The organism is Streptomyces sp. CAU 1734, assembly GCF_039888735.1.
Lineage (GTDB): Bacteria > Actinomycetota > Actinomycetes > Streptomycetales > Streptomycetaceae > Streptomyces.
The window spans coordinates 25,593-51,628 of the sequence record NZ_JBDQQP010000005.1 but is presented as its reverse complement, the minus strand read 5'-3'; the positions used below and the strand labels follow the sequence as shown (position 1 = coordinate 51,628).

The 26,036-nt window shown below is 71.7% G+C and carries 25 protein-coding genes and 1 pseudogene; 16 read left to right on the top strand and 10 right to left on the bottom strand.

Translation table 11 applies throughout. The features are described from left to right. Positions 1-246: 246 nt before the first annotated feature. The 3 genes and pseudogenes from AAFN69_RS10845 to AAFN69_RS10835 form a co-directional block, all read right to left on the bottom strand. Complete coding sequence (locus AAFN69_RS10845; RefSeq protein WP_347728168.1) at positions 247-1,812, bottom strand: recombinase family protein; 1,566 nt, start codon at positions 1,810-1,812, stop codon at positions 247-249. Between the two features lie 33 nt (positions 1,813-1,845). Continuing rightward, positions 1,846-2,583: pseudogene (locus tag AAFN69_RS10840) on the bottom strand (thiamine pyrophosphate-binding protein); the annotation flags it as partial. Positions 2,584-2,716: 133 nt separating this feature from the next. Then, complete coding sequence (locus AAFN69_RS10835) at positions 2,717-4,234, bottom strand: protein phosphatase 2C domain-containing protein (protein ID WP_347728167.1); 1,518 nt, start codon at positions 4,232-4,234, stop codon at positions 2,717-2,719. A 564-nt stretch (positions 4,235-4,798) separates the two neighbouring features. Here AAFN69_RS10835 and AAFN69_RS10830 point away from each other — a divergent pair. From AAFN69_RS10830 to AAFN69_RS10820, 3 genes are all read left to right on the top strand, one after another. Continuing rightward, the gene (locus AAFN69_RS10830) at positions 4,799-5,761 is read left to right on the top strand and encodes a helix-turn-helix domain-containing protein (RefSeq protein WP_347728166.1); all 963 of its coding nucleotides are present in this window, start codon (positions 4,799-4,801) and stop codon (positions 5,759-5,761) included. 79 nt (positions 5,762-5,840) lie between these two features. Then, on the top strand, positions 5,841-6,323 hold the full coding sequence (locus AAFN69_RS10825; RefSeq protein ID WP_347728525.1) for a DUF456 domain-containing protein: 483 nt from the start codon (positions 5,841-5,843) through the stop codon (positions 6,321-6,323). Positions 6,324-6,387: 64 nt separating this feature from the next. After that, positions 6,388-6,756, top strand: coding sequence for a PPOX class F420-dependent oxidoreductase (locus tag AAFN69_RS10820; RefSeq protein WP_347728165.1), 369 nt, complete (start codon positions 6,388-6,390; stop codon positions 6,754-6,756). Positions 6,757-6,803: 47 nt separating this feature from the next. On the opposite strand, the gene rsgA is transcribed toward AAFN69_RS10820, so the two are convergent. The 6 genes from rsgA to AAFN69_RS10790 all read right to left on the bottom strand — a co-directional run bounded on the left by rsgA (position 6,804) and on the right by AAFN69_RS10790 (position 13,983). Beyond that, positions 6,804-7,895, bottom strand: coding sequence for a ribosome small subunit-dependent GTPase A (gene rsgA / locus AAFN69_RS10815; RefSeq protein WP_347728164.1), 1,092 nt, complete (start codon positions 7,893-7,895; stop codon positions 6,804-6,806). A gap of 371 nt (positions 7,896-8,266) precedes the next feature. Beyond that, complete coding sequence (locus tag AAFN69_RS10810; protein ID WP_347728524.1) at positions 8,267-9,235, bottom strand: zinc-binding dehydrogenase; 969 nt, start codon at positions 9,233-9,235, stop codon at positions 8,267-8,269. A gap of 142 nt (positions 9,236-9,377) precedes the next feature. Beyond that, positions 9,378-10,346 carry an alpha/beta hydrolase gene (locus AAFN69_RS10805; RefSeq protein ID WP_347728163.1) on the bottom strand — a complete coding sequence of 323 codons (969 nt, stop codon included), beginning with the start codon at positions 10,344-10,346 and terminating at the stop codon, positions 9,378-9,380. 49 nt (positions 10,347-10,395) lie between these two features. Then, on the bottom strand, positions 10,396-11,664 hold the full coding sequence (locus AAFN69_RS10800; RefSeq protein WP_347728162.1) for an MAB_1171c family putative transporter: 1,269 nt from the start codon (positions 11,662-11,664) through the stop codon (positions 10,396-10,398). A gap of 584 nt (positions 11,665-12,248) precedes the next feature. Continuing rightward, positions 12,249-13,214: an aldo/keto reductase gene (locus AAFN69_RS10795; protein WP_347728523.1), complete on the bottom strand. Its 966-nt coding sequence runs from the start codon at positions 13,212-13,214 to the stop codon at positions 12,249-12,251. A gap of 322 nt (positions 13,215-13,536) precedes the next feature. Next, a complete protein-coding gene (locus tag AAFN69_RS10790) occupies positions 13,537-13,983 on the bottom strand; it encodes a MarR family transcriptional regulator (RefSeq protein ID WP_347728161.1) in 447 nt (148 codons plus the stop codon). A gap of 165 nt (positions 13,984-14,148) precedes the next feature. Here AAFN69_RS10790 and AAFN69_RS10785 point away from each other — a divergent pair, with 165 nt between their 5' ends. The 5 genes from AAFN69_RS10785 (at position 14,149) to AAFN69_RS10765 (ending at position 17,227) form a co-directional block, all read left to right on the top strand. Then, positions 14,149-14,631: a multidrug efflux SMR transporter gene (locus AAFN69_RS10785; RefSeq protein ID WP_347728160.1), complete on the top strand. Its 483-nt coding sequence runs from the start codon at positions 14,149-14,151 to the stop codon at positions 14,629-14,631. Positions 14,632-14,728: 97 nt separating this feature from the next. After that, positions 14,729-15,046, top strand: a complete 318-nt coding sequence (locus tag AAFN69_RS10780; protein ID WP_347728159.1) for a multidrug efflux SMR transporter — start codon at positions 14,729-14,731, stop codon at positions 15,044-15,046. Positions 15,047-15,626: 580 nt separating this feature from the next. Then, positions 15,627-16,100, top strand: a complete 474-nt coding sequence (locus AAFN69_RS10775) for an Lrp/AsnC family transcriptional regulator (RefSeq protein WP_347728158.1) — start codon at positions 15,627-15,629, stop codon at positions 16,098-16,100. 150 nt (positions 16,101-16,250) lie between these two features. Next, positions 16,251-16,625 carry a PadR family transcriptional regulator gene (locus tag AAFN69_RS10770; RefSeq protein WP_347728157.1) on the top strand — a complete coding sequence of 125 codons (375 nt, stop codon included), beginning with the start codon at positions 16,251-16,253 and terminating at the stop codon, positions 16,623-16,625. Further along, the gene (locus tag AAFN69_RS10765; RefSeq protein ID WP_347728156.1) at positions 16,622-17,227 is read left to right on the top strand and encodes a hypothetical protein; all 606 of its coding nucleotides are present in this window, start codon (positions 16,622-16,624) and stop codon (positions 17,225-17,227) included. Before AAFN69_RS10770 ends, AAFN69_RS10765 begins: the two co-directional genes overlap by 4 nt. Before the next feature lie 83 nt (positions 17,228-17,310). Here AAFN69_RS10765 and AAFN69_RS10760 read toward each other — a convergent pair whose 3' ends face one another. Continuing rightward, positions 17,311-17,796, bottom strand: a complete 486-nt coding sequence (locus AAFN69_RS10760; RefSeq protein ID WP_347728155.1) for an Lrp/AsnC family transcriptional regulator — start codon at positions 17,794-17,796, stop codon at positions 17,311-17,313. A gap of 325 nt (positions 17,797-18,121) precedes the next feature. Here AAFN69_RS10760 and AAFN69_RS10755 point away from each other — a divergent pair, with 325 nt between their 5' ends. The 8 genes from AAFN69_RS10755 to AAFN69_RS10720 all read left to right on the top strand — a co-directional run bounded on the left by AAFN69_RS10755 (position 18,122) and on the right by AAFN69_RS10720 (position 25,781). After that, positions 18,122-19,030: an ABC transporter permease gene (locus tag AAFN69_RS10755; protein ID WP_347728154.1), complete on the top strand. Its 909-nt coding sequence runs from the start codon at positions 18,122-18,124 to the stop codon at positions 19,028-19,030. Continuing rightward, entirely contained in the window at positions 19,027-19,824 is a 798-nt protein-coding gene (locus tag AAFN69_RS10750) for an ABC transporter permease (protein ID WP_347728153.1), read from the top strand. The genes AAFN69_RS10755 and AAFN69_RS10750 overlap by 4 nt, the downstream gene beginning before the upstream one ends. Positions 19,825-19,900: 76 nt before the next feature. Beyond that, positions 19,901-20,998, top strand: a complete 1,098-nt coding sequence (locus AAFN69_RS10745) for a spermidine/putrescine ABC transporter substrate-binding protein (protein ID WP_347728152.1) — start codon at positions 19,901-19,903, stop codon at positions 20,996-20,998. A 1-nt stretch (position 20,999) separates the two neighbouring features. Next, positions 21,000-22,148 carry an ABC transporter ATP-binding protein gene (locus AAFN69_RS10740; protein ID WP_347728151.1) on the top strand — a complete coding sequence of 383 codons (1,149 nt, stop codon included), beginning with the start codon at positions 21,000-21,002 and terminating at the stop codon, positions 22,146-22,148. 142 nt (positions 22,149-22,290) lie between these two features. Then, a complete protein-coding gene (locus AAFN69_RS10735) occupies positions 22,291-23,082 on the top strand; it encodes a carbon-nitrogen hydrolase family protein (protein ID WP_347728150.1) in 792 nt (263 codons plus the stop codon). Between the two features lie 8 nt (positions 23,083-23,090). After that, positions 23,091-23,759 (top strand): RraA family protein, encoded by a 669-nt coding sequence (locus AAFN69_RS10730; protein ID WP_347728149.1) that lies wholly within the window; start codon positions 23,091-23,093, stop codon positions 23,757-23,759. Between the two features lie 74 nt (positions 23,760-23,833). Beyond that, positions 23,834-24,556, top strand: a complete 723-nt coding sequence (locus tag AAFN69_RS10725) for a 3-keto-5-aminohexanoate cleavage protein (protein WP_347728148.1) — start codon at positions 23,834-23,836, stop codon at positions 24,554-24,556. A gap of 127 nt (positions 24,557-24,683) precedes the next feature. Then, positions 24,684-25,781 carry a right-handed parallel beta-helix repeat-containing protein gene (locus AAFN69_RS10720; protein ID WP_347728147.1) on the top strand — a complete coding sequence of 366 codons (1,098 nt, stop codon included), beginning with the start codon at positions 24,684-24,686 and terminating at the stop codon, positions 25,779-25,781. Positions 25,782-26,036 lie beyond the last annotated feature (255 nt).

Sequence of the window (26,036 nt, the reverse complement as noted above, 5' to 3'; positions counted from 1 at the left end):
CCCCATTTTTCAAAGGCTCTATAGAGGCCCTATAGGGTTTTGAAAATAGGGGTCTAATTTGACACTTTGACACAGTAGAGAGAAGAAATAGCTACACAGGGTGTTTGAGCTGCCAATCACATGACTCACGGTAGCCAGCCGCCCCTCCCGGGGTGCTTCGGAAGGGGCGGAGGACGCATCCTGACGTCGTCGGGGACGCCAACTGGTGCGGCGCGCGGACCCCGCGAACGTTATCTGTTTGTTATCTCACAGCCCCGCCTGGTACTCCGCATCCGCCAGGGCGTCCGCCTCAGCGCTTTTGTCAGCGTCAGACATGATCTCGAATTTGAGCCGGCCGCGGACGTCTCTGGCGCCCCGGTATGTCTCCCCCACCGTGATGCGCACGTGCATGGACCGCAAGAGATCCCGCATTCCCTCCAGGTCGTTCGCAGCCTTCAACGCGTCCCACGTGTCGGCGTAGGTGTCTCCCGTGCGCACCTCTTCGACCCGAGCGGGCACCACGGGTTCCGCCTGAAGGCGCTCAAGCTTGTCCGATCGGCCCTGAATCTGCCGGGCCACTGCGTCAGCCGCGGGCCCCCGAAGTGTGCCGAGACGACCGGCCATGGTGTCGATGTCCGCCATCAACTCATCAATTTCCGGCCTGTGGTCGACACCCGGAATGGTGATCATCTCCACTACCTCAAACGCCCCCAACCGGCGCTTGAACTCCTCTTCGGCATAGGCGTCCACCGGGTCGGCCGTAACATAGGCCGGCTTGGCGCAGGCGCGCCCGTGAGCGCGGGCAGCACACCGGTACTGCCGTTTCGCAACTTTTCGATTCGGCCCCGGAGCCATCCAGCCCTGATACAGCTTTCCGTCACAGGATCCGCAGAAGAGAACTCCGAGGAGCGGATGGGCGTCGCTCTTGTTGCTTTCCTCGGATTGCTGACGGCTGTCCATTTCCGCCTGTAGACGTCGCCATGTGATGTCGTCCAAGATGGGCGGCCCGATCAGAACCGGCTCACCATTCGCGTCACGAACCACATCTCCGTCAAGGGTTTTCCAGCCTCGCAGCGAAACCTGACGGAAGAAACTGCTGACCATTGCGGGATTCCAGCGGGCAGCCTCATCAACGGGCTTGGGAGGATCCGCCAGTGCCCGACGGTGGTTTGCCGGAGTTCTGGCCGGATGCTTGTCGTTTATCCACGACGAGGTGAAGTGGTAGCTCTTCTTGTTCAGAAGCAACTCAGCCGTGAACTGAATGATTTCTGCGGTCTCGTCGTGAATACCGAGCCACCATCCCTCGTCCTCGTTGGGATGAGGAACCGGAATGCGGCCGAACGGAATACGTCCGCCGGCCCATCGGCCGACTGATCGCAGATACTCGCTGGCGCCCTGTGTGCGCTCCTGGATGGCCTGCACCTCCATCTGAGCCGCGAATGCCAGAATCATGAGGATCAGTTCCGACATGGGGGACGTCATGTCGAGTTCCAGGCGCCCCCCGCCCGGTCCTTCGGCGAAAATCAGCCGCTTTTTATGGTCCCGGGCCCATCCGGCAAGCCAGGCCATATCCCTCATGCTGCGTACGGCACGGTCCAGCCGCCACCACGCAATGGCGTCGAACTCGTCGGGGCGCTCCAGCCATAGCCCAAGCGCGGGACGGTCCTTCGGCGCCACCTTCGCGGCGCTGACGTCAGGGTCGTCGGCCCACCCGATCACCTCCCCGTTGACAGCCTGCGCGGCCGTCCGGATGGCGATCTCCTGACGGTCGAACGATGTTGAGTTGTCGGTCACCCTGCTCAGGCGCCGTGCACCCAGTACCCGTATCACCATGCCCCCACTGTACATACGTAGTTGCCCCATCTAGGGATTGTCGTACTGAATCCATTCCTTGCCGCGCAGCGCGTGTCCCACCGGGGATTTGATCCGCTCGGCGAACTCCATGACCTCGGCATGCGCCCCCGCCGTACCGCTTCCGCAGAAAAGCGTGATCCGTTCGGCGTCGTCGATCATTCGCACCAGGGCGTCGATTTCACTGTCGCCCGGACGCACCGACGGCCGGGTGGTCACCAGGGCATGCTCAATCGACTTGTCGGGGGCGGGCTGGGAGGCGATGTCCCCCGGCAGCGAGACCACGCTCACCCCGCTGCGGCCGATCGCATGCTGAATGGCGGTCTGGAGGAGCCTGGGCATCTGCTGCGGGCTGGAGATCAGCTCGCTGTAGTGCGAACACTCCTGGAAGAGCCGGTCCGGATGGGTCTCCTGGAAATAGCCGAGTCCGATCTCGCCGGAGGGGATCTGCGAGGCGAGGGCGAGTACCGGCGCCATGGATCGGTGCGCGTCGTAGAGGCCGTTGATGAGATGGAGATTGCCGGGGCCGCAGGAGCCCGCGCAGGCCGCGAGCTTCCCGGTGATCTGCGCCTCCGCGCCGGCCGCGAAGGCGGCGGTCTCCTCGTGTCTGACCTGGATCCAGTCGATCGCGGAATTGCGCCGGATGGCGTCGACGACCGGATTGAGGCTGTCACCGACGACCCCGTAGAGCCGCTGGACACCGGCTCGGACGAGAATGTCGACGAACTGCTCGGCCACATTCTGCTTGGCCATGGGTGAGCACCCCTCTCGGCTGGACGGCCCGCATGTCCATCAACCCATGGCCGGGGCCATTCCGCCTCTCATGCGCCCGCGCGAGGGGGGCCGCGCCGAGACGGGCCGGGGTGCCCCGGGCGGGGCACCCCGGTCACTGCTCCCAGACGGCCGCGGCGGTGCGGTCGTCGGCGTACCCCTTCACCCGGAGCTGGACGTCGGTGAGGAAGGCGGTCAGGCCGGGCGGTCCGCCGGGGGCGGCCCAGCGGGCGGCCAGTTCCTCCCCGAGCGCCGGTTCGGAGCGCATCGGGTCGGCGAAGCCGGGGCCGCAGAGCAGCAGGGTGTCCCCCGGCCGGGCGATGGAGGCACGGAAGCGGAACGGCTCGGCGGGCGGTGGGGAGGCGTCGGCGGCGGGCGGGGCCGGGAGCCGCGGATCGTTTGTGGGGCGGTCCGCGGCCGGGGTGTCCGCCGGGGCCGTGCCGGGCGGCGAGCCATAGCCGACGACGGGGTCGCCCACGAGGGTGGCGGGGTCGGGCAGCGACGGCTCGATGTCGTGCCAGGCGCCGTCCCTGAGCCGGAAGAGGCCGCCGGGTCCGGCCCCGAAGAACACCCGGGTGCGGCAGGCGGGATCGGCGGAGAGCAGCAGACAGCGCAGGGACGGCGGCTGCTCGCCGGGGTCGGCGGATCCGGCGCCGGCGGTCCGGAGCCTGCCGAGGGTGCGGTCGGTGAGCCGGTGCAGCCCCGACTTCAGTTCACCCCGGCGGCCCGCCCTGATGTCCTCGGAGAGCCGGGGATGGCTGCGCGCCACCGCCTGCCCGATCCACTGGCAGGCATCGGCGGCGGCCCGGTGCGCCTCCTCCGCCCCCCGGTTGCCCGCGGCCACGGCGACGAGGACGAGCGCGGCGCGCCCGGTCCCGAAGCGGGCGGTGAGCAGGGCATCGCGCCGGGGCTCGCCCCGGTACCGGGCGGAGTCGCCGCGCACGGAGGCGGCCCGCAGCAGATATCCGCCGTACCGGGCCCCGTCGAGCACGGTGTCGGCGACGAGGCCGCCGAGATTCTCCGGCGTGGCGGAGACCAGGGCGGTCGGTTCGGGGTCGTAGGTGGGCGGGCGGTCACCGATATGGGTGACCGGCGGGCTCCGCCGCGGCTCCGGTCCGGGACCGGGCGGCGGCCCCGGCGGAGCGGCCGGCGGCGGCTGGAGCAGGGGTGCGTACGCGGGCGGCGGCTGCGGGGGCGCCAGCGGCGGCTCCCACGGCGCGCGGGGCCGGGGGGCGGCGGCCGGCTCCGGCGGCACGGGTGCGGCCGGAGCCGTGACGGCGGGTGCGGCCGGGGCGGTTCGGGGCCGGGTGACCGGGGGACGCGGGGGCACCGGCTCGGCGGGGCGCGGTGGCGGCGGTGCCTCCGCGCCCGCCGCCGGGTCCTCCAACTCGGCGAGGACATCGGCCACATCCCGCGCGGCCGGAGCCTTCGGCTCCGGCCCTGCCTCCGGCCGGTCCGCGGAAGCCGCCGTGTCCTCCCGGGGATCCGGCACGGCGGGCGTCACCGCACCCGAGGCCGAATCGAAACGGGTGTCCAGGGTGTCGGTGTCACCCGCTGTCCGTGTCGGACCCGTGTCCGGGGCGGACGCGTCGTACAACCGGTCCCACCAGTCGTCGTCGACCTGCTGGCTCATACCCCCGATTGTTCACCACGGGGGCGGCGGGAAACCGGAGCTTCCGCGAAACTCGTCGGCGCCCGCCGGGACCACTCCTCCGAACGGGGGAAACGGGGCGGGCCGCCCGTACGAGGGAGGCGGTGCGCCACGCGGCGGACGGCGCATCCGCCCCGGGCGCCCGCGCGGTTCGCCGGGCTGCCCGTTCATCCCGCGCCGCGCGGCCCGTGCCGCCCGCGCACGGACGCGCGCCGGTGCCGCGGTGCGCACCCGGCCGGGGCACGGGCGGACACGAGCGGGGCCGCCGCTCCCCCCACCGGCGAACTGCCCGGTTCGGAACGGGCGACGAGGGCGGGAACGGCGCCGCGCGGGCGACGGGTGCCGCCACCGGATGGGCCTCCCCCGCGGCAATCCCCCGGCGGGGGCCCGGGAACGCCACCGCGCCGTGCGCCCGGGCCCTCTCCCCCGTACCGGCGAAACCCCCGGCACGGAAGCCGCGCCCGGGGCCGGGCGGGGCGGGAAGCCCTCGGCGGGAGCCGGCTCCGCGGCGGTGCATGATGTGCGCAGTGTGAAGGGGAGGAACCGGTGCTGGGAGCTATTGGTCTCGACGCGAGACAGGAGTCCGCGTATCGCGCGCTGGTCGCGCTCGGGGCGGCGGAGGTCGCCGACCTCGCCCATCGGCTGGCGCTGCCGGAGCCGGACACCGAACGCACCCTGCGGAGGCTGGAACAGCGCGGGCTGGCGGCCCGGTCGACGGCCGGCCGGGGGAGGTGGGTCGCCGCACCGCCCGGAGTGGCGCTGGAGGCACTGCTCACCCGGCAGCGGGCCGAGCTGGAGCGGGCCGAGCTGGCGGCGGCGAGTCTGGCCCGCGAGTACCGGGCCGATGCCGCCGAACCGGCCGTGCACGATCTCCTGGAGGTGGTGACGGGCGCGAGCGCGGTGGCGCACCGGGCCGCTCAGCTGCGGCTCGGTGCGGTCGCGGAGATCTCGGTACTGGCCGCCGGCGCCGGGACGGAGGCGGACCCGGTGGCGCCCGGCGTCGTCCACCGGGTGGTGGTCGAGCGGGAGACCCTCGCCGGTCCCGTCCGGCTGGCCGTGCTGACGGCCGCGCTGGAGCGCGGTGAGCGGGTGCGGGTCACCGGCCGGGTGCCGGGCGGACTGCTGGTGGCCGATCGCAGCCTGGCGATGATCCCGCTGACGGCGGCGTACGGGGCGGAACCTGCCGCCCTCGTGGTGCACGGCTGCGGTCTGCTGGACTCGCTGGTGGCGCTCTTCGAGGCGGTCTGGCGGGAAGCGCTGCCGCTGCGTCTGACGCCGGGCGGGTACGAGGAGTCCGTGCCGGGGCCCGACGCGACCGATCTGGAGATCCTGTCGCTGCTGCTGGCCGGGATGACCGACGCGAGGGTGGCGAAACAGCTGGATCTGGGGCTGCGCACGGTGCAGCGCAGGGTGAAGGGGCTGATGGAGCTGACCGGTGTCACCACCCGGCTCCAGCTGGGCTGGCATGCGTACGCCAAGGGCTGGGTGGCCCGCGACCCGCACGAGTGACCGGCGGGGCCCGGCACCGCAACCCTCCTGTGCATATGTGCGAACTGCGCGAAACGCCCTGATCCTGCACCCTTGGCAGATGGGCGTGTGGCAGCTCGTGCTGGTCGGCCTGGTGATGGTGCTGGGTCTTGTCGGGGTGGTCGTCCCGGGTGTGCCGGGGCGGTGGCTGGTCTGGGCGGCGATGCTCTGGTGGTCGCTGCACGAGCAGACGGGCCTCGCATGGGTGCTGCTGGTCGCGGCCACCGCCGTGTTCCTGGTCGATCAGGTGGTGGTGTGGCTGCTGCCCACCCGGCGGATCCGGGGCGTGGGCATCACCCGGCGGATGGCGGTGTTCGCGGGGACCGGGGCGGTCGCCGGGTTCGTACTGATCCCGGTGGTGGGGGCGATCCCGGGATTCATCGGCGGCATCTACGGCTCCGAGCGCCTCCGGCTCGGCAGCCACGGCCGAGCCGCGGCCTCCACGCGCACGGTGATGCGGGCGGCGGGGACGAGTGTGCTGGTGGAGCTGTTCGCCTGTCTGCTGGTGGTGGGGGCCTGGCTCGGCGCGGTGATCGTGGGCTGACCGCCCGGCGCTCCGGCCGGGCGGGCGGCTGCGGGAGCGGGGCGCGGCGTGTGAGGCTGCGTCCATGACCGAATTCACCGAGGCCGAGCGCGACTATCTGGCGTCCCAGCGACTGGGACGGCTGGCGACCGTCGATCCCGGGGGGCAGCCGCAGGCGAACCCGGTTGGCTTCTTCCCGCAGGACGACGGAACGATTCTGATCGGGGGCCATGCGCTGGCCACGACGAAGAAGTGGCGGAATCTCCGGGCCAACCCGAAGGTCGCCCTGGTGGTGGACGACGTGGTGAGCGTACGGCCGTGGCGGGTGCGCGGGGTGGAGATCAGGGGTGCGGCGGAGCTGCTGACGGGCCCGCACGAACTCGGCGCGCACTTCAGCGAGGAGCTGATCAGAATCCATCCGAGGAAAATCCACAGCTGGGGTCTGGAGGGGTGAGCGAGCCGCGCGGCGGACAGGGAGATCCCCGTCCGCCGCGCGGGCCGTCAGCGCAGCCTGCCGCGCTTGGCCTCCGCCGAGGCACGCCCCTCGGCGTGCTTGCGCCGCCAGTCCCGGCGGATCTCGGCGCGGACCCGGGCATCGGTCTTGGCCACGATCCGCTGGTTCTCCCGGAGCAGTTTCCGGTAGCTCTCCAGGCGGCGCTCCGGCAGTGCGCCGTCGTCGACCGCCGCCCGTACGGCACAGCCGGGCTCGGACTCATGGGCGCAGTCCTGGAAGCGGCACTCCGCGGCGATCTCCTCGATCTCGGCGAAGACCTGTCCGACGCCGCTCCCGGCGTCCCACAGCCCCACGCCGCGCAGGCCCGGGGTGTCGATCAGCACCCCGCCGCCGGGCAGGGTGAGCAGATTGCGGGTGGTGGTGGTGTGCCGGCCCTTGCCGTCGACCTCCCGGGACTCCTGAACGGCCATCACATCGGCGCCGACCAGGGCATTGGCGAGGGTGGACTTGCCGGCGCCGGAGACGCCGAGCAGCACACTCGTACCGCCGGAGACCATCGCGGCGATCCCGGCCATGCCGTCCCCGGTCATGGAACTGACCGCGAGGACCGGGACACCGGGTGCGGTGATCCGCACATCGTGGAGGAGATGGCCGAGCCCCGCCTCGTCGGGCACCAGATCGGCCTTGGTGAGGACGACCACCGGCTGGGCGCCGCTCTCCCACGCCAGGGCGAGAAAGCGCTCGATCCGGCCGAGGTCCAGCTCGACGGCGAGGGAGACCGCGATGATCGCGTTGTCGACATTGGCGGCGAGGATCTGCCCCTCGGACCGCTTGGAGGAGGTGGAACGGACGAACGCGGTGCGGCGCGGCAGACAGGTCCGTACGAAACGGGGGTCGCCGTCCGGGTCGACGGCGGCCCAGTCACCGGTGCAGACGACGCGGAGCGGGTCGTGCGGGGTGACGAAGGCGGTGTCGGCCCGGATGGTGCCGCCGGCGGTCAGCACATCGCAGTGCCCGCGGTCGACCCGCACCACCCGGCCGGGCACCAGGCCCTGAGCGGCGTACGGGGCGAACTGGGCGGCCCAGGCGTCGTCCCAGCCGTGGGCGGCCAGAACATCCGGGGCGGAGACGGCGGGCACGGACGAAGTGGGGACAGCGGAGAAAGACGTGTCGGATGAAGCGTGGAACAAGGGGGACCCTTCGGAGGGCGGCCCCGGCCGCGCGCTCTGCGCGCGAGGTGTACAGATGTCAGCCGGAGGCCACGGGGGTGGGAACGATGAACTCCTGAATGCGGGCAGCGCCCGTCACCGTGACAGTCATCAATGTCCTCACCTCTTTGTCCTCAATGAACCGACGAACCGGTGAACCGGCCCGGACGCGGCGCACGGCCTCGTCCCGGCGGAACGGGATGAAGAGTAATCCCGCCCCGCGGCCCGGTGCCAGCCATTATTCGGCGGGGGTCCCGAGGGCCGGGATCAGCCGGCGCGCCACGGGCCGCGGGGCTTCCCGCTCAGGGGCGTACGACCAGCTTTCCCGGGCGCCGGCCCTCCTCCATGTCGCGGTGGGCGTCCCTGATCCGGTCCAGGGAGTAGACATGGACGGGGCCGGCGGAGAACTCCCCGCCGGCGATCCGGTCCAGGTAGCGCTGGAACACCTCGGCCGACAGATCGGCCGTCCCTCCCCCGTAGGCGGAGAGCCGCACCCCGCGCGGCAGATACTCGATCGGGTAGAAGTCGTGGACGATCCACTGGTTGGAGAGCATCCCGGTGAAACAGACGGTGCCGTGGACCCGGGTGGCGGCCAGGGTGTCGGGGAGGGTGGGGGTGCCCACCAGTTCGAGCGCGGCGTCGACCCCTTCCGGGACGATCTCGCGCGCCAGTGGGGCCACCTCGCCGCGGTCGACCAGCGGGTGGTCGATGCCGTGGTCGGCCAGGGCCCGTACCCGGTCCGGATTTCGGGTGGTGGCGAGGACGGTCGCCCCGATGTCCTTGGCGAGCGCCGCCGCCGCCAGGCCGAGGGCCGAGGTGCCGCCGCGGATCAGCAGGGTCTGGCCCGCCCGCAGATCCAGGCCGGTGGTGAGCGATCCATGGGCGGTCTGGAGGGTCTCGGGGAGCGCGCCCACCGTCTCCCAGGGGAGGTCGGAGGAGAAGGGGATCACCTGGGAGCGGGGGACGACCGTGTACTCGGCATAACCGCCGTCGAAGGTGCGGCCCATGCCGCCCATCATGGTGATGACCTGCTGCCCCTTCGGCAGCACGCCGTCCGGGTCGGCGTCCACGGTTCCGGCCGCCTCGATGCCGAGCACCCGGGGGAAGGTCACCCCCTCGGCGAGGCCGAGCCGGGTGTGCAGTTCGGAGCGGTTGAGGCCGAACGCCTCCACCCTGATCCTGACCCAGCCCGCCGGCGGCTCCGGAATGGGGAGTTCCGTCAGCTTCAGGTGGTCCACCGGCCCCGGTTCCTCCAGGACGACGGCGCGCATGGTCTTTCCCACCGGGGCCTCCTCGTGATCGGCTTCCGGGTCATCGTGGCGCAGCGCCGGGCGTGCCGGCGGGAGCGGCGTCACGGGCCGGCCGGACACGGCACCAATGGCCGCACCCGGCCGGTGCGGGGAGCGCCCGCCGTCACACCACCGGGCCGGGCAGTGCCTTCAGCCACCGTACGAGCAGGGCGTTGACCTCGTCGGGGTGTTCCTGCTGCATCCAGTGGCCGCAGTCGGCCAGCAGGTGGGTCTCCGCGCGCGGCAGGGTGTGCGGGAACGCCTCGATCGACTGCCGCAGCCAGATGCCCGGACCGTCCTTGTCGCCGCCGATGTAGATGGCGGGGTGATCGATCACGGCGCCCGTCCAGGCGCCGGTGAGCCGCCAGTCCGTGTCCATGTTCCGGTAGCGGTTGAGTCCCCCGGTCAGGGAGGGCCCGATCTCGGCGGCGCACCGGTCCAGGACCTCGTCCGTGAGCCAGGCCGGGTTCGCCGCGGGGAATCCGTCGCGCATCCGGGCGCCCGCGGGGATGATCAGCGCCCCCGGGTCGATGGTCTCGGCGGAGTTGGCGGCGTAGAACCCGCGCAGCCAGTCGCGTACGTCCGGCTCGATCTCCGCCTCCGCCCGGCCGGCCCGCTGGAAGTAGGTGATGTAGAACTCGGTGCCCTCGGGTGCGAGGGAGGCGAAGACCTCGGTGGGCACCAGGCCGTTCCGCGGGGTGTAGGGGACGCTCAGGAGTCCCACGGCGCGCACGGCGCCGGGCCGGAGCAGGGCGGTGTGGGCGGCGACGACGGAGCCCCAGTCATGGCCGATGACCACGGCCGGTTCCCCGTCGCCGAGGGCGCTGACGACTCCCACGACATCCGACACCAGATGGAGCACGGTGTACTCGTCCGGGGAGTCGGGCTTCGAGGAACGGCCGTAGCCCCGGACGTCGATGGCGGCGACCCGGTATCCGGCGGCGGCCAGGGCGGGTATCTGATGGCGCCAGGAGTACGAGGTCTCGGGGAAGCCGTGGATCAGCACGACGAGCGGGCCCTCGCCGTGCACGACGGCGTGGATCCGTCCGCCGGGGACGTCGACGAGGCGGGACTCGTACGCGGTGGTGCTCATGGTGTGGCCTCCGGTTGCGTTACGGGTGGGGCAGGAGAGGGCGGTGTGGTCACACCCGGGGCGCGGTCCGTGCGTCGCGGGTGATTCCGGCGATGTCCGAACGGTGCAGTGCGGCGGAGAGTTCGGCCAGATCGGGAAGGTCGGTGTGCGGGTGCGGCTGGGATCCGGCGGTGCTCAGATAGCGGCCCGACTCCAGGACGGCGCGGCGGGCCGCCGCCTCCGCCTCCTTCTCCGGGGCGGGGGCATCGCGGGTCGTCGCGTCGGCGAGGGCCTTCGCCAGCGCCTCCCGGTAGAAGGAGCCGCTCTCGGCGGCGACGGCGACCATGGCCGCCACCGACTCCAGCTCCGCCCGGGGTCCGGGGACGGCGGCCCGCTCCCGTACCGCCTCCCGGACGCCGGGATCCATGAAGGGGCGCAGTTCGAGCATCGCGTCGTGGATGGCGACCTCGCGCTGGGTCATCCGCATCTCGGGGGCCCAGCCGGAGAAGGGGGGCGACACCTTCGCCCCGGCGGAGCGGGCCACCACCAGGCGGGCCAGCGGGGCGAGCCGGCGCCAGCGCCGGTAGGCGGCGGCCGAGGCGCGCAGCCGCTGGCCGACGAAGGGCAGGATGAATCCCGTCACGACCAGCACCGTCGCGAACAGGGCCATGGCGGGGGCCGCGACGGTGCTGAGGGCGTCCCAGTTCCACCCGGCCCAGCGGGCGCCCACGGCGGCGCTCTTGGCGATGTCGTAGCCGACGTTCAGTCCGTAGCCGGCCACCAGCAGCCGCAGTCCGATCCGGAGCAGACCGTCGACGGCCAGGGCCCATCGCCGGCAGAGCACCACCATCGCCCCGGCGGCGAAGCCGTGGGCGAGCAGATAGAGAACGATCATCTCCCGGATGTACGGGGTGTTCGCGTAGTGGGTGTCGAAGTCGCGCACCCGCTCGTCCGGGGTCTCGCCGAGCACGAAGAGGGTGACGATGGCGACGATGATCCCGGCGTACGCCAGCAGACAGCGGCGCGGGGTCAGCCGCGACCCCCCGGGCGGTGCTCCCCGCCACACCAGGATGAGGACCACGCCCACCGCGGAGTACGCCGACAGCACCCCGTACACCAGGGGCGCGGAGAAGTTGGTGATCCCGGTCCAGCGGTTGAACCGGACGATGTTGTCGGGCGCGGCCAGCACCAGGACCAGGGAGCCGACCAGCAGCAGCGCGCAGACCGCGGCCGGCAGCCGCCACTGGCCGCAGCGGCGCGCGCGGATCAGTGCGGGCACCTTCAGCAGACCGGCCAGGGCCAGCAGCAGGGCGGCGGCGAAGAAAGGCGTGTTGATCATCGGTACTCCGCCGGGAAGCGGCTGCGGGGCGGGTACATCCGGTGTCTCCTGTGAGCTGGACGGCCGGCCCCGGGCACCCGTGGGGCGGGTGCGGCACGGCGGGCGCGGGCGGGTTGGCGCGGATCGGGCCGGGGGCGGCGGGCGCGGCCCGGCCGGTCAGTGCGGAGGAGCGGCATTCATCCGCGGGCCGTTCATCCGCGGGCCCCTCTCTCCCCGGGCGCTCTTTCCCGGGGGTCTCTTTCCCGGGGGTCTCTCCCACGGGCCTCGCACCCGGGGGCCCGCCTCCGGGGGGCCGGACGTCCGCGGGGACACGCCGGGGGCCGGGGGGACCCGGGGCCGGGGTGCTGCCGCGGCGGGCCGTGGGCGCAGAGACCTGATGTGTGCGTCCGTGTCACTGAGTTCAGGGCGTGTCTCCGCCACCCTTGCCCCCTTCTGTCCACTCCGGAAATGAACTCCCGGCAGCGGTGAGGTTATCCGCAGGCGAAGTCCGCGACCAGTCCGGCCGGCCATGCGTCCGGGCGGTCCCGGGCGGTCCCGCCCGGGACGCGGGCCGCCCCCGGGCGGGCGCCCGCGCCGAACGCGGGTCAGCTGTAGAAGTTGCGCTGCCAGCGGTGCCCGGCGAGTACGGCGAGCTGCTCGGCGGTGAGCGGGTTTCCGTCGCTCACGGCGGTGTTGCGCTCCACATTGCGCACACTGCGCATGCCGGGAATGACGGTGGAGACGGCCGGCGCGCTGAGCACATAGCGGAGCGCGGTCTCGGCGATCTCGTCGGGGGCGATGTCCAGCGCGGCGGTGATGGCGTTCACCCGCCGCTCGACCTGGGCCGGGCGGTCGCCGCGGAAGTAGCGGCTGCGGAAGTCGTCCTCGGGGAAGGTGGTGTCCGAGGTGATACGCCCCGTCAGACCGCCCTCGTCGAGGGCGACTCGGACGATCACGCCGACACCGTGCTCCTGGCAGGCGGGGAAGAGTTCATCCGTCGGGGACTGGTCGAAGATGTTGTGGATCACCTGCACGGTGTCCACCACTCCGCTGCGGACCAGGTCGAGGACGCTGCCGGGCTGATGATCGTTGACGGAGACGCCGAAGAGCCGGATCTTGCCCTGCCGCTTCAGCTCGGCGACGGTCTCCAGCCAGTCGCCGCGGCCGACCCACTCATCGCTCCAGACATGGAACTGGAACACATCGAAGTGGTCCAGGCCGGCGGCGAGCAGGCTGGTCTCCAGGCTCTCGCGGATGTGCGAGCCGGGGAACGCCTCGGCGGGGTCCAGCCCGCCGGGCGCGGGCCAGACGCGGTTCCTCGGCGGGACCTTGGTCGCCACCCGGATCTCGTCCGCGGCCCGCTCGCGGACCACCCGGCCCACGATCCGCTCGCTCTCGCCGTATCCGCGGGCGGTGTCGATGAAGTTCACGCCCAGATCGATCGCGCGGTGGAGGGCTCGTACGGATTCGTCCTCCGTGGCACCGATCCAGCCGGACGCTCCGATGCCCCAGGCCCCGTAGCCGATCTCGGACACCGTCAGTCCACTGCGTCCCAGTTCGCGGTAGCGCACAGCCGTCCTCCACGTCATCGTCTTCACCGTCGTCCCGGCGAAGTGGATCACTCCGCCGGGGATGACGATAGGCGATCGGGGAGGGGGACGGCCGGTGGAATCGGCGCGGACCGCCGGTGGCGGGAGTCGGCAGGCCCTGCCCTGGGTTCATGCAGAGCCAAGCATATGGATAGCCCGAGGAGAGGCTCCCGTCGATATGGTTTTCATGCATGAGCAATCATGAACGGGATCATAGTGGCCGTTCGCGACGGGTCGGGCACGGGTCCGGGCGCGGGCCGGGCGCGGCGCCAAGGGGAGGCACGCTCCGGCCGGAGAGTCGTATTCAGGCCGAAGTGCGCAGCGACTGAACCGTGCTCGCGAGCAGCGGGTCCGCACCCGCCGTGTTCAGCGCCGAACTGAGCACTTCGGCATAGGTGGCGCGGGCCTCGGCGAACCGCTCCCGGCCGTCCTCGGTGATCACGGCATAGACGCCGCGCTTGTCGGCGGGGCAGAGGTCCTTCAGCGCGTATCCCGCCGCGCTCAACCTTCCCACCAGGCGACTCACCGAACTCTGGCTGAGTCCGATCCGGTCCGCCAGCTCCTGCATGCGCAACTCTCCGTCGACCGTGCGCGAGAGATCCTCCAGGGCGCGGTACTCGGACAACCCGATGCCGTGGCGCCGTTGCAGGGTCTGCGAGAGCCTGCGCTCGACATAGGCGTGCAGGGCGAGAACCCGGCCCCAGACGACTTGGTCGGACGAGGCGAGAGACGAGTATTTCGCGTCGGACATGAATCGGCCTCCTCTGGTGTGGCGTTGACAACAAGGTACATGTCCATGCAAGCTTTTGCCTCACCGCGAACTCGAATTTTCGGGAGCAGCAGCACCCAAGTTACATGCACGCACAAGCAAACGAACCTTCAGCGAAACTCCAGCGATCTTCATCGGAGGGCTTCTGTGTCCAGCAAGGCAACGCATCCGAACCCCGCTTCCAAGGGCTGGACCTGGCTACTGGTCTCGTCCTTCTTCGAGATCATCTTCGCGCTGAGCACCGGCGCCACCGACGGCTTCACCAGGCTCTGGCCCTCCGTGCTGACGATCGTCACCGCGGCCATCGGCATCGTCACGCTCTCCATGGCGCTCAAGACCATTGACGTGGGCGTCGGTTACACGGTCTGGGCCGGCTTCGGCGGTGTCGGCACGGTCGTCTTCGGCACCTTCATCTACGACGAGGCCATGACGGTGTGGAAGGTGCTCGCCTTCATCCTCATCATCGGCGGAGTGCTCGGCCTGCGGATCTCGGACAGCGTCGCGCAGAAGAAGGCGGCAGCCGCGGAGGCCGAGGCCGTGACGGTGCCGACTCCGGCCCCGGCTCCGGCACCGACCCGGGCGACGGCGTCGGCGCCCGAGCCCGCCCGTGTCCCGCAGCCGCTCGGCTGACCTCCCGCAACTCCCCCGTTTCCGCGGGCACTCGCTCCGGTACGCCGACGGCCCGCGTCACTCACCCGACACCGCACATCGAGAAAGGTTCACCGACATGACCTGGGTCTACCTGGGAATCGCGATCGTCTTCGAGATCGCCTTCGCTCTCGGCACCAACGCCACCAAGGGGTTCACCCGCCTGTGGCCGTCCGTACTCACCATCACGGCCGCGATCGTCGGCGTCTACAGCCTCTCGCTGGCCCTGCGCGAGCTGGATGTGAGCGTCGGCTACACCATCTGGACCGGCCTCGGCGCGGTCGGCACCGTGGCGTTCGGTGTCATCTTCTTCAAGGAGAAGATCACCACCGCCCGGGTGCTCTCCTTCGCCTCCATCATCGGCGGGGCGGTCCTGCTCAAGCTCACCGCCGCGTGAGACCGGGGGCGCACGGCCGCCGCCCGGGAGACGCGACGGCGCGCGGTCCCGGGGCGCGGCAGCCCGTACACCGGAGGACGGCGGGCGGGCCGGGAGACGCCGGGCGGGGCGGAAGGCAGCGGGCGGGGCCGGGAAATCCGGGAGCCGCCCGCCGGGAAGGGACCGGCGAGGCCCGCGCGAGGGCGGGCGCCCGGCCGTTTCCCTCGGGACCCTCATCCGGACCGGAGCTCATTCGGACCGGAGCTCATCGGGACCGGCGCTCCGGACCGAACCGGATCGGACCGGGCAGCCCCGGACCGGATCCCGACCGCCCCGGCCTCCGGGAGAAACCGCGCCACCCCCGCCGGGCCCTGGCCGCCCCCGCCCGGTCCGGACCCCGATCCGGACACCCGGCCCCGCATCTTCGCCAACACTCGTGACCGGCCACCGCGGTTGAGTACCCACTCACCCCGGGCGACGCCGGTCACACCGCTGTGACGGAAGCCGTACAGCCCCCGCCCGGCCCGCGTCCGAGCCCGGCAGCGCACCCCGCCTCCGTACCCCACCCGGCGGCGGATGACCGGTATGTCAAGGTTGATGCGTGATAGACGACATCGACCGGCGCATCATGCGGGCCCTGACCCGCGACGGGCGGACGCCCTACACGGTGCTCGCCCGCGAGCTCGGCGTCTCCGAGGCCACCGTGCGGCAGCGGGTCGGCCGGCTCCAGGAGAGCGGTGTGCTGCGGATCGTGGCGCTCTGCGATCCGCTGGCGCTGGGGCATCAGTCCGTACGGCTGATGATCCGGGTCCGCGACCTCACCCCCCGGGCGGTCGCGAAAACCCTCTCCGGGATGCCGATGATCAACCATGTGGCGCTCTGCGCGGGCAGCCAGGACATCTTCCTGGAGGGGACCTGCCGCGACCAGGCGCAACTCGTGCAGTTGCTGGACGACATCAGGATGCTGCCCGGGGTCTCCCGGGTGCAGGTGCTCCTGCTGCTGGAGCTCTTCAAGGACTACACCTGGAGCGGGCTCGCCAGCGCGGTCGGCCAGGACATCGCCCAGGAGCGCTGAGCCGCACCCCCCGGCCCGCCGTCACCCGCTCCTCCGCGACCCGGTGACGCCGCCGCGGAGCCATGGGCGCCGACGCCGCAGGACCGGTGGACCGAGAGCGTCCGCACCCCGGCTTCCCTTCTGCTTGTCCGACCAGGTATCTTGCATCGCATGGAACCAGGTGATTCGACCAAGCAGGCCCGGGCCGCCGCCCAGCTGCGCAAGGGGGTCCTGGAGTACTGCGTACTCGCCCTGATGCGGGACCGCCCCCGCTACGGCGTCGAGCTCCTCCACGCCCTGGAGGACTCCGGCGCCCTGGCCACCAGCCAGGGCACGGTCTACCCGCTGCTCTCCCGGCTCCGCCGTGACGACCTGGTCACCACCACCTGGCAGGAGTCCGCCTCCGGGCCGCCCCGCCGCTACTACGAGCTCACCGACAGCGGCCGGGCCGCGCTCGATGAGTTCACCCGCGTCTGGCCCGGCTTCCGCAACGCCGTCGACGCCTTCCTGACCACCCCGCACCCCGCCACCGGAGACCTCGCATGAAGAGCCCCGCCGACCCCGTACGCGACTATCTCTCCGCCGTCGAGCGCGAGGCCTCCGCACTTCCCGCCGACCGCCGCCAGGAACTCCTCGGCGACCTCGCCGAACACATCGAGGTGACACGCGCCGAGCGCCCCGACGCCCCGATCGGCGCGGTCCTGACGGAGCTGGGGGACCCCCGCACCATCGCGGCGACCGCGCTGGCCGAGGCGGGTGGCCCGGCCGCCGCGGCCCCGGCCGGGAGCGGTGCCGGCGCGGGCGCACCCGCCCGGCGCGGCAAGGTGCACCCCCTGGTCCCGCTGCTGATGCTCACCCTCCCGTTCGCCGTCGCGGCGGCGCTCACCTCGATACCCGTCGCGCAGTTCTCCAGCACCCTGTTCCGCGTCATCGGCGCGGTGCTGCTGTGCACCTCGGTGCACTGGACATCCGGCCAGAAGATCATCGGCGTACTGCTCACCGCCGTGCTGCCGACCACCGCCATCACCATCTGGGCCATGTCCAGCGCCGACTCGCTGGGCGACACCACGGCCGATGTGGCCAACCTGGCCACGATCGCCCTGCTGGCCGCCACGGCCACCTGGCTCTGGCGGGTCCGCCGGGCCTGAGGGCGAACCAGCGCACCCGGCCGGCCGGCTGACCCCCTGCCGGCCGGCCGGTCAGCCGGTCAGCCGGTCAGCCGGTCAGCCGGTCAGCCGGGGATGATCCGCTCCCCGGGGCGCACCGGCACCTCCCGGAAGCCCGCCCACAGATACGAGTCCTTGAGCACCTCCAGCACGGTCAGCGCCTCCGCGTGCGCGACGCCGTTCACCCGGCGCACCCGTTCGGTCAGCAGTTCCGCGAGATGGGCGAGATCGCGGCAGCGCACATCCGCGATCAGTTCATAGGGCCCGACGCAGGAGGCCACGTACCGCACCTCCGGCATCCGGGAGAGCTCCCGGGCGACCAGCGAGACCGGGATGTGGTCCACCCGCACCGCGAGATGGACCTCCATCTCGCCCATCCTGACCGCGTCGGTCATCCCGACCACCTGGAGCACGCCCTTGCGCTGCAACCGCTGGTAGCGGGCGCGCACCGACGCCTCGGAGAGCCCGACCGTGCGGCCGATCTCCGCGAAGGAGCGGCGCCCGTCCACCCGCAGCTGGTCGATGATCTGCCGGTCCAGGTCGTCGATCACCGGAAACCTCCGAGAAACGGGCATCCGCCGGAATCACGCGGAAATGGGTGTTACCACCACCCATCATCACCCGGACGTCAAGGCTCCGGGCCCGCCGGGGCCCGTGGAGAACATCGGTGCTCACCGACTGATCCCCTTGTCAAGCACGGCCGCCGACTTCGAGATGCGCGGAAATAGCTGCCGGTTTCCACGGGATTCGTTCCTTGCACACCTTTCGGCCAATGGCTGGTTGGCCCACGCTGTCTCCAACCCCGAACCCGTTCCGGAGAAGGAGCCCAGCCATGCACACCGCCCCGCCCCCCGACCGGACCGGCCGGATCCCCCGGTGACGGTCACCACCGCGGCGCCGCCCGCACCGGCCGGCCCGGCCGCGAGGGCCCCCCGGGCCCGGCGCGCCGCCGTGACCGCCGCACTGCTGGCGCCGGCCGGGCTCACGGTGGCGGGGCTGGTCCTGGTCCCGCTGCTGCTGGTGGTGCGCAACAGCTTCGCCTCCGCCGACTCCTACGGCGGCATCCAGGGCGGCTACACCCTCGCCAACTACCGGGAACTGCTCGACCCGGTCTATCTCAAGGTCTTCGGCTACAGCCTCGGCATGGCCTCGCTGAACACGGCCGTCTGTCTGCTCCTCGGCTATGTCGTCTCGTACTACCTGGCCGGACGGCCCCCGCAGCGGCAGTTGCTGCTGCTCCTGCTGATCATCGTGCCGTTCTGGACCGACTTCCTCGTCCGCACCTTCGCCTGGATCAATCTGCTCAGCCCGGGCGGCCCGGTGAACAGCCTGACCGACGCGATCGGGCTGACCGACGGCGCGACCCAGTGGATACCCAGCCAGGGCGCCTCCTTCATCGGCCTGGTCTATGCCTTCCTGCCGACCGCGATCTTCCCCGTCTACGCGTCCCTGCGCGGCGTGGACACCTCGCTCGGCGAGGCGGCCCGCGATCTGGGCTGCGGCTGGTGGCGGGTGCACACCCGGGTGCTGCTGCCCATCGCCCGGCCCGGAATGCTCGCGGCGGCGCTGCTCACCTTCATCCCGACCCTGGGCGTCTTCGTCATCCCCGTGCTCCTCGGCGGCGGACGGGACCAACTGGTCGGCAATCTGATCGTGACCCTCTACACCGAGTTCCGCAATCAGCCCATGGGCGCCGCGGCCTCCGTGGTTCTGCTGCTGCTGATGGTGGCCTCGCTGGCCGTGTTCGGGCTCGCCGCGCGGCGGCTCAGGAGGAGGGCGGCATGAAGCACGCGCTGGACACCCTCACCTCCTGGCTGGCCCGGGGTGTGATCGCCTTCCTCTACATCCCGATCGCCGTCGTGGTGGTGCTCTCCTTCAACGACTCGGAGATCACCTACAAGTGGGCCGGATTCTCCACCCGCTGGTACGGGACGCTCGCCGGCAACACCGAACTGCTGGCCGCGCTCCGGGTGAGCGCCGAGGTCGCGCTGATCTCGGCGACCCTCGCCACCGCCTGCGGGCTGCTCGCCGCCATGGGCATGGCCCGGCTGCGCGCCAAGGGCCGGGCGGCCTTCTCCGGCGGGCTCTTTCTGCCGCTGATCATCCCCGAGATCGTGCTGGGGGTGGCGCTGCTCTCGGTCTTCGGCGCGATGAGCGCCGATCTCGGAATGACCACCCTGATCCTCGGCCATCTGGTGGTGACCCTGCCGTACGCCGCGCTGATCGTGCTCGGCGCCCACAACGCGCTGGACTCCTCGCTGGCGGAGGCCGCCACCGACCTCGGGTGCAATGCCTGGCAGGCGTTCCGGCGGGTGACGCTGCCGCTGCTGCGCCAGCCGCTGCTGGCCGCCTGGCTGCTCTGCTTCACCATCTCCTTCGGCAACATCGTGATGTCGACCTTCACCAACGGTGTCGGCAGCACCACCCTTCCCCTGCGGGTGTATTCGATGCTCAAGGGCGGTCTGACGCCCGAGATCAACGCACTGGGCACGCTGCTGGTGCTCTTCACCCTCCTGATCATCCTCGGAGTGGGACTGCGCCAGATGCGGCGCGTACTGCTCGGCGGCGGACGCTCCTGACACTCCGCTCCCGCCCGGACCCGCCCGCCCCACCTCTCCGCCCGCACTCCGCGCTTCCCGGAAAGGCACCACCAAGATGACCGACATATCAGTATTCCGACGCACGTCTCTCCGCAGAACCGTCCTGGCCGCCTCCATCGCCGGTGTCACCGCCCTGGCCGCCGCCGGCTGTTCGGGCTCCGGCACCGGCTCGGCCGGCGGAGGCGGGGGCAAGCAGCTCAACATCTACGCCTGGGCCGGGGAGATCCCCGGCACCGTGGTGGAGCGGTTCGAGAAGGAGACCGGCATCAAGGTCACTCTCGACACCTTCGACAGCAACGAGACGATGACCGCGAAGCTGAGCTCCGGCTCGGCGGCGTACGACCTGATCGAGCCCAGCCAGTACACCGTGCAGCAGCTGATCGGACAGCAGCTCATCCAGCCGCTGGACCACTCCCGGATCAAGGGCCTGGACAATCTGGCGGAGAAGTTCCGCGACCCGTCGTACGACAAGGGCAACAAGTACAGCGTCCCGTGGATCTGGGGCACCACCGGCTTCGCCTACAACGACAAGTGCGTGAAGTCGGCGACGAGCTGGAAGACCCTCTTCGACAAGAAGTACCGGGGCAAGATCTACATGCTGGACAACATGCTCGCCGCCTACATCGCCGGTCTCCAGGTCACCGGCTCGCGCGCCACCAGCACCGACGAGGGCGAGATCAGAGCCGCGACCGAGGCCCTCGAGGAACAGAAGAAGATCCTGGCGGGGTACAACTCGACCAACTACCCGCAACTGCTCTCCAGCGGGCAGGCATGCGCGGCCGAGGCGTGGAGCGGTACGGCGATGGCGAAGGTGGTCGCCGCCAACCCGAATGTCCACTACGTCATCCCGGAGGAGGGCGGCTCCATCTGGACCGACGGGCTCTCCATCCCCAAGGGGGCGAAGAACACCGACGCCGCCTATCGGTTCATCAACTTCACGCTCCGCCCCGAGATCGCCGCCCTGGCCACCGACGACGGCGGCAGCGCCAGCACCAACGCCAAGGCGCGCGACTTCATCAAGGACAAGAAGGCGCTGGAGAACCCGGCCGTCTACGCGTCCGACGAGGCCATCGCCAACGCCGACTTCCTGCTCGACCCGGGCCGCGCGATGAGCCACTTCCAGCAGGGCTGGACCAAGGTCAAGGCGTCCTGACATGACAGCACCCGCAGAGACATCCACGACCGCCGCGGCGACCGCCGGCGACGGCACTCCCGCGGTGCGGCTGACCGGGGTCGGCAAGACCTTCGGCCGCACCCCCGCCGTCCAGGATGTGACGCTGGACATCCGGCGCAATGAGTTCTTCTCCATCCTGGGGCCGTCCGGCTGCGGCAAGACCACCCTGATGCGCATGATCACCGGCTTCGAGGTGCCGACGGAAGGCACCGTGGAGCTGGGCGGAGTGCTCGCCACCGGGGTCCCCCCGCACCGGCGCGACCTCAATATGCTCTTCCAGAGCTATGCCCTCTTCCCGCATCTGAACGTCCACGACAATGTGGCCTTCGAATTGAAGGTCCGTAAGAGCCGGCCGAGGGCGGAGATCGGGCCCGCCGTCCGCGAGGCGCTGGCGCTGGTACGGCTGGAGGGATACGGCGAGCGCTCGATCGGGCAGCTCTCCGGCGGCCAGCGGCAGCGGGTCGCCATCGCCCGGGCGCTGATCGGACGGCCGTCGCTGCTGCTGCTCGACGAGCCGCTGGGGGCGCTCGACCAGAAGCTGCGCGCGGAGATGCAGCTGGAGCTGAAGAAGATCCAGCGCGAGGTCGGCGTCACCTTTGTGACGGTGACCCACGATCAGGAGGAAGCCCTCACCATGTCCGACCGCATCGCGGTCATGGACGGCGGCCGGGTGCTCCAGGTCGACTCGCCGGAGGCGATCTACGAACGGCCCGCCACCCGGTTCGTCGCCGACTTCATCGGCACCTCCAACTTCATCGGCGGAACCCTGCGCGGCGGCCGGGTGGGCGCACCGGGGCTCGGCAATGTGGCGGCGCCGGAGGGGCACGGAGTACCGGACGGCACCGAGGTGCACCTGGCCGTGCGGCCGGAGAACGTCCGGCTGGCCCGCCCGGGGAAGTCCGTGAGCGGCGCGGACGGTCCGGACGGCTGTGCGGTGGTCTTCACCGGAACGCTGGACCAGATCGTCTATCTGGGCAGCGCCACCCGCTACCACCTGACCCTGCCGGACGGCTCCGGCCTGATCGCCGAGGCCCGCGGGGCGGACGGCGGCGCGGGCGGCGGATTCGCCGTCGGCGAGCCGGTACTGGCCGGCTGGGACCCCCGCCACTCACGGGTCCTGGACCGGTGAGCGGCCCCGCGCCGGGCGGGGGTGCGGGGGTCCGTCTCCCCCGCACCCCCCGGTCCCGAGCCGTCCTCGCCCGTACGTCCCCGCCCCCCGCCATCCGCCCCCGCGTGTTCCCCGACACCGAGACCACCGAGGAGACACGGCCGTGAAGGTCGCCGCAGCACAGTTCGCCCCCACCGCAGACGCGGCGGCCAATCTCGCGGTCATCGAGGAGATGACCCGCGACGCCGCCGCGGCCGGGGCGGAGCTGATCGTCTTCCCCGAGGAGGCGATGGTTCCGTCCGATGCCTCCGCCACTCCCCTGCGGGAGCTCGCCGAACAGCACTGGCCCCGCTTCCTGGAGACGCTGGCCCGGATCGCGCGGGAGCACTCGATCGCCGTGATCGCCGCCGGATACGAGGACAGCGGCACGGCACTCCCGTACAACACCATCGCCGCGGTCGACGCGGAGGGTGAGGTGCTCGGGCTCTACCGCAAGATGCATCTCTACGACGCCTTCGACTACCGGGAGTCGCAGCGGGTGCAGCGCGGTGACACCGGGCCGGTCGTGGTCCGGATCGGGGACTTCAATGTCGGCCTGGTCAACTGCTACGACGTCCGGTTCCCGGAATTCACCCGCTCCCTCGTGGAGATGGGCGCCGATCTGCTGTCGGTGTCGGCGGCCTGGGTGCGCGGTCCGCTCAAGGAGGACCACTGGAGCACCCTGCTGCGGACCCGGGCGATCGAGAACACCTGCTGGGTGGTGGCCTCCTCGCTCACCACGCCCGACTGCATCGGAATGAGCATGGCCGTCGACCCGCTGGGGGTGGTGCGCTCCGCGCTCGGCGAGGAGGAGCGGGCGATGTTCGTGGTCGACGCCGACAAGGAGCGCATCGACCGGGCCCGCACCGTGCTCCCCGTACTCCGCAACCGCCGCATCATCATCGGACCGAGGTGACCTCCGCCATGCCGCTCGACCTTCGTGAACTGCCCGCCCCGCACTCGCCGGAACTTCTGGAGAAACTGCGGAAGGTGGACTTCCCCACCCTCGGCCACTATCTGGAGGAGGGCTTCTGCGAGCCCGGGCTCCAGCGCGTGGCGGGCACCGGGAAGCTGGTGGGCCGTGCCGTGACGGTACGCGTCACCGCCACCGACTCCACTCTGCTGCACCACGCCGCGGGCATCGTCCGGCCGGGCGATGTGGTGGTGGTCGACACCGGCGGGGACCGCCGGCACGCCCCGCTCGGCGAGGTGGTCGCCAACGCGCTGGCCGCCCGGGGCGCGGCCGGTGCCGTGGTCGACGGGCTCTGCACCGACATCGAGGCCCTGCGGGCGGTGGGCCTGCCGGTGTACGCCCGCGGGCGCACCGCGCTCACCACCAAGCTGCACGGCATCGCGGACGGCGCGCTCGGCGCGCCGGTCTGCTGCGGCGGAGTGCCGGTGCACGCCGGGGACATCGTGCTCGGTGACGCCAACGGCCTGATCATCGCCCCGGCCGGGCGGCTGGCCGCCGTGGTCGACGAGGCGCTGGCCGATGACGCGGAGGAGCCCGCGCTGGTCGCGCGCCTGTGGGAGGGGGAGCCGCTGGGCACCCTGACCGGTGCGACCGGGCTGCTCGCGCCCTCGTCCTCCTGACCGCCCCGCCGGCCGCCGGCACCCCTTTTCCCCCACCGGGCCCCGCCCGGATCCACGCTCCCGAGAGGACCGTTGTGTTTCTGAAAGCCGCCGTCAATGGCGGGCGCTCGAAGGACGAGTGCCCCGCGACCCCCCTGACCCCCGGGGAGATCGCCGCGGACACGGCCGCCGTGCTCGCCGCCGGTGCCGATGTCGTCCACTTCCATGTGCGCGAGGCGGACGGCGGGCAGACCATCCGGCCCGGCGCCCTGGCCGAGGTGCTGGGCGCGATCCGGGCGGTGGCGCCGGACGCGGTGGTCGGCACCACCACAGGACTGTGGACCTGCTCGGGGCCCGAGGAGCGGTATGCCCTGGTCAAGGCATGGGAGGTGCTGCCCGACTTCGCGTCGGTGGCCTTCGGCGAGGAAGGCGCGGCCGAGACCGCGGCGCTGGTGGTGGAGCGGGGCATGGTGCTGGAGAGCGCCGTGTGGACGATGGACGACGTACCGGCGCTGCTCGCCTCGGCGACGCTCCACGACAATGTGCGGATCCTGATCGAGCCGGTGGAGGAGGATCCGGCGGAGGCGGTGGCGGCGGCCCAGGCGATGGCCGCGCGCATCCGGGCGGCCGGGGTGACCTGCCCGATCCTCTACCACGGGGACGGCCCCACGGTCTGGCCCCTGGTGCGGGCGGCGCTGGCGGACGGTCACCAGACCCGTATCGGCTTCGAGGACGGTACGGAGCTGCCCGGCGGCGGCCCGGCGGCGGACAACGCAGAGCTGGTCCGGGCGGTCCGGGCGCTGGCCGCCGGGGCCTGACCGGCGGGCCCATCCGTCGTCCGGGCGGCGCCGGGCCGGCCCGGCCGGTCCCCCGGACGACGGATGTCTTGTATCCATCCGCTCACTCCGTGTGGCGAGAGCCCGGGAACGCCCATAGCGTCGCCTCATGACTGAACGACAGAAGCCATATAAAAGACAGATCGGATGCGTGGTCGGCGTCGCCGTCGCCATGGTCTCCGGGCTGGGCGTCACCGCCGCCCCCTCCTCCGCCGTCGCGGAAGGGCACACCGTGCGCCCCGGCGAGTCGATCCAGGCGGCCGTGGACGCCGCCCGGCCGGGTGACACCATCGTGATCCGCCCCGGGGTCTACCAGGAGAGCGTACTGATCACCACGCCGGACCTGACCCTGCGCGGGTCGGGGCCCGACACGGTGCTCACCCCCGGCCCGGCGCCGGCCGCCGCGCGCGCCGAGCACAGCTGCGCGCGGGCCGGGAACGGCATCTGTGTGACCGGTACGGCGGACTCCGTCACCGACCGGGTCGACATCCGCTCGCTCACCCTGCGCGGCTTCCGCCAGAACGGTCTCTGGGCCTCCCACACCGACCGGCTCACCGTCCGCGGGGTGACCGCCGAGGAGAACGGTGTCTGGGGCCTCTCCCAGGAGCACTCCACCCGGGCCGTGCTGCGCTCCAACACCGCGCGGGACAACGGCGACGCGGGGATCTTCCTCGCCAACACCGTCGGCGAGGAGGGCGGCGCCACCGACACCGGGGGCGCGCTGATCTCGGAGAACACCCTGACCGGGAACCGGGTCGGCATCAACCTCAAGCGGGTCAGGAATCTGACCGCCCGCAACAACAGCATCTCCGGGAACTGCGCCGGGATCTTCATCGTCAGCGACGAGTCCAAGCCGGCCGCCGGGGCGCTGTCCCTCACCGGCAACACCATCCTGGAGAACAACAAGCTCTGTCCGGCCAGCCCCCGGCTGCCCGCGATCCAGGGCTCGGGGATCGTGCTCACCGGCTCCGACTCGGCCGTGATCCGGGGCAACACCGTGCGCGGCAATGTGGGCACCGCCCCGATGTCCGGCGGCATCGTGCTCTTCGAGAGCTTCGTGGGAGCCACCAACTCCGGGAACGTCATCGAGCACAACGAGGTGTCGGGCAACTCCAGGGCGGATCTGATCCACCGGGAGAAGGGCGGCACGGAGAACACCTTCCGGGGCAACACCTGTGAGTCGTCCGAGCCCGCCGGGCTCTGCTGACGGGCCGCCGGCCCACGGGCCCACCTCGCCACCGGCTCGGGCGAGGCCGCCCGGCCGCCCGCTCCCCCGATTCCGGCAGTCCGCCCGGCCGCCCGCTCCCCCGATTCGGGTGAGTCCGCCCCGCCCGCCGCGCCACCGGTTCCGGCGAGGCAGCCCCGCCCACCCCGTATCCGCGCTCCCTTCGCCCCCTCGGACCGTGTCCCGGCACCGGCGGGGTGCCTCTCCCCGACCCGTCCGGCCCCCACAGCCGCCAGG

Bases quoted from the DNA above. Each gene is read 5' to 3' on its own strand.
- AAFN69_RS10845 (WP_347728168.1), bottom strand. From the start codon at position 1,812: ATGGTGATACGGGTACTGGGTGCACGGCGCCTGAGCAGGGTGACCGAC.
- AAFN69_RS10835 (WP_347728167.1), bottom strand. From the start codon at position 4,234: ATGAGCCAGCAGGTCGACGACGACTGGTGGGACCGGTTGTACGACGCG.
- AAFN69_RS10825 (WP_347728525.1), top strand. From the start codon at position 5,841: ATGGGCGTGTGGCAGCTCGTGCTGGTCGGCCTGGTGATGGTGCTGGGT.
- AAFN69_RS10820 (WP_347728165.1), top strand. From the start codon at position 6,388: ATGACCGAATTCACCGAGGCCGAGCGCGACTATCTGGCGTCCCAGCGA.
- AAFN69_RS10810 (WP_347728524.1), bottom strand. From the start codon at position 9,235: ATGCGCGCCGTCGTCCTGGAGGAACCGGGGCCGGTGGACCACCTGAAG.
- AAFN69_RS10805 (WP_347728163.1), bottom strand. From the start codon at position 10,346: ATGAGCACCACCGCGTACGAGTCCCGCCTCGTCGACGTCCCCGGCGGA.
- AAFN69_RS10800 (WP_347728162.1), bottom strand. From the start codon at position 11,664: ATGATCAACACGCCTTTCTTCGCCGCCGCCCTGCTGCTGGCCCTGGCC.
- AAFN69_RS10790 (WP_347728161.1), bottom strand. From the start codon at position 13,983: ATGTCCGACGCGAAATACTCGTCTCTCGCCTCGTCCGACCAAGTCGTC.
- AAFN69_RS10780 (WP_347728159.1), top strand. From the start codon at position 14,729: ATGACCTGGGTCTACCTGGGAATCGCGATCGTCTTCGAGATCGCCTTC.
- AAFN69_RS10770 (WP_347728157.1), top strand. From the start codon at position 16,251: ATGGAACCAGGTGATTCGACCAAGCAGGCCCGGGCCGCCGCCCAGCTG.
- AAFN69_RS10765 (WP_347728156.1), top strand. From the start codon at position 16,622: ATGAAGAGCCCCGCCGACCCCGTACGCGACTATCTCTCCGCCGTCGAG.
- AAFN69_RS10750 (WP_347728153.1), top strand. From the start codon at position 19,027: ATGAAGCACGCGCTGGACACCCTCACCTCCTGGCTGGCCCGGGGTGTG.
- AAFN69_RS10745 (WP_347728152.1), top strand. From the start codon at position 19,901: ATGACCGACATATCAGTATTCCGACGCACGTCTCTCCGCAGAACCGTC.
- AAFN69_RS10740 (WP_347728151.1), top strand. From the start codon at position 21,000: ATGACAGCACCCGCAGAGACATCCACGACCGCCGCGGCGACCGCCGGC.
- AAFN69_RS10730 (WP_347728149.1), top strand. From the start codon at position 23,091: ATGCCGCTCGACCTTCGTGAACTGCCCGCCCCGCACTCGCCGGAACTT.
- AAFN69_RS10720 (WP_347728147.1), top strand. From the start codon at position 24,684: ATGACTGAACGACAGAAGCCATATAAAAGACAGATCGGATGCGTGGTC.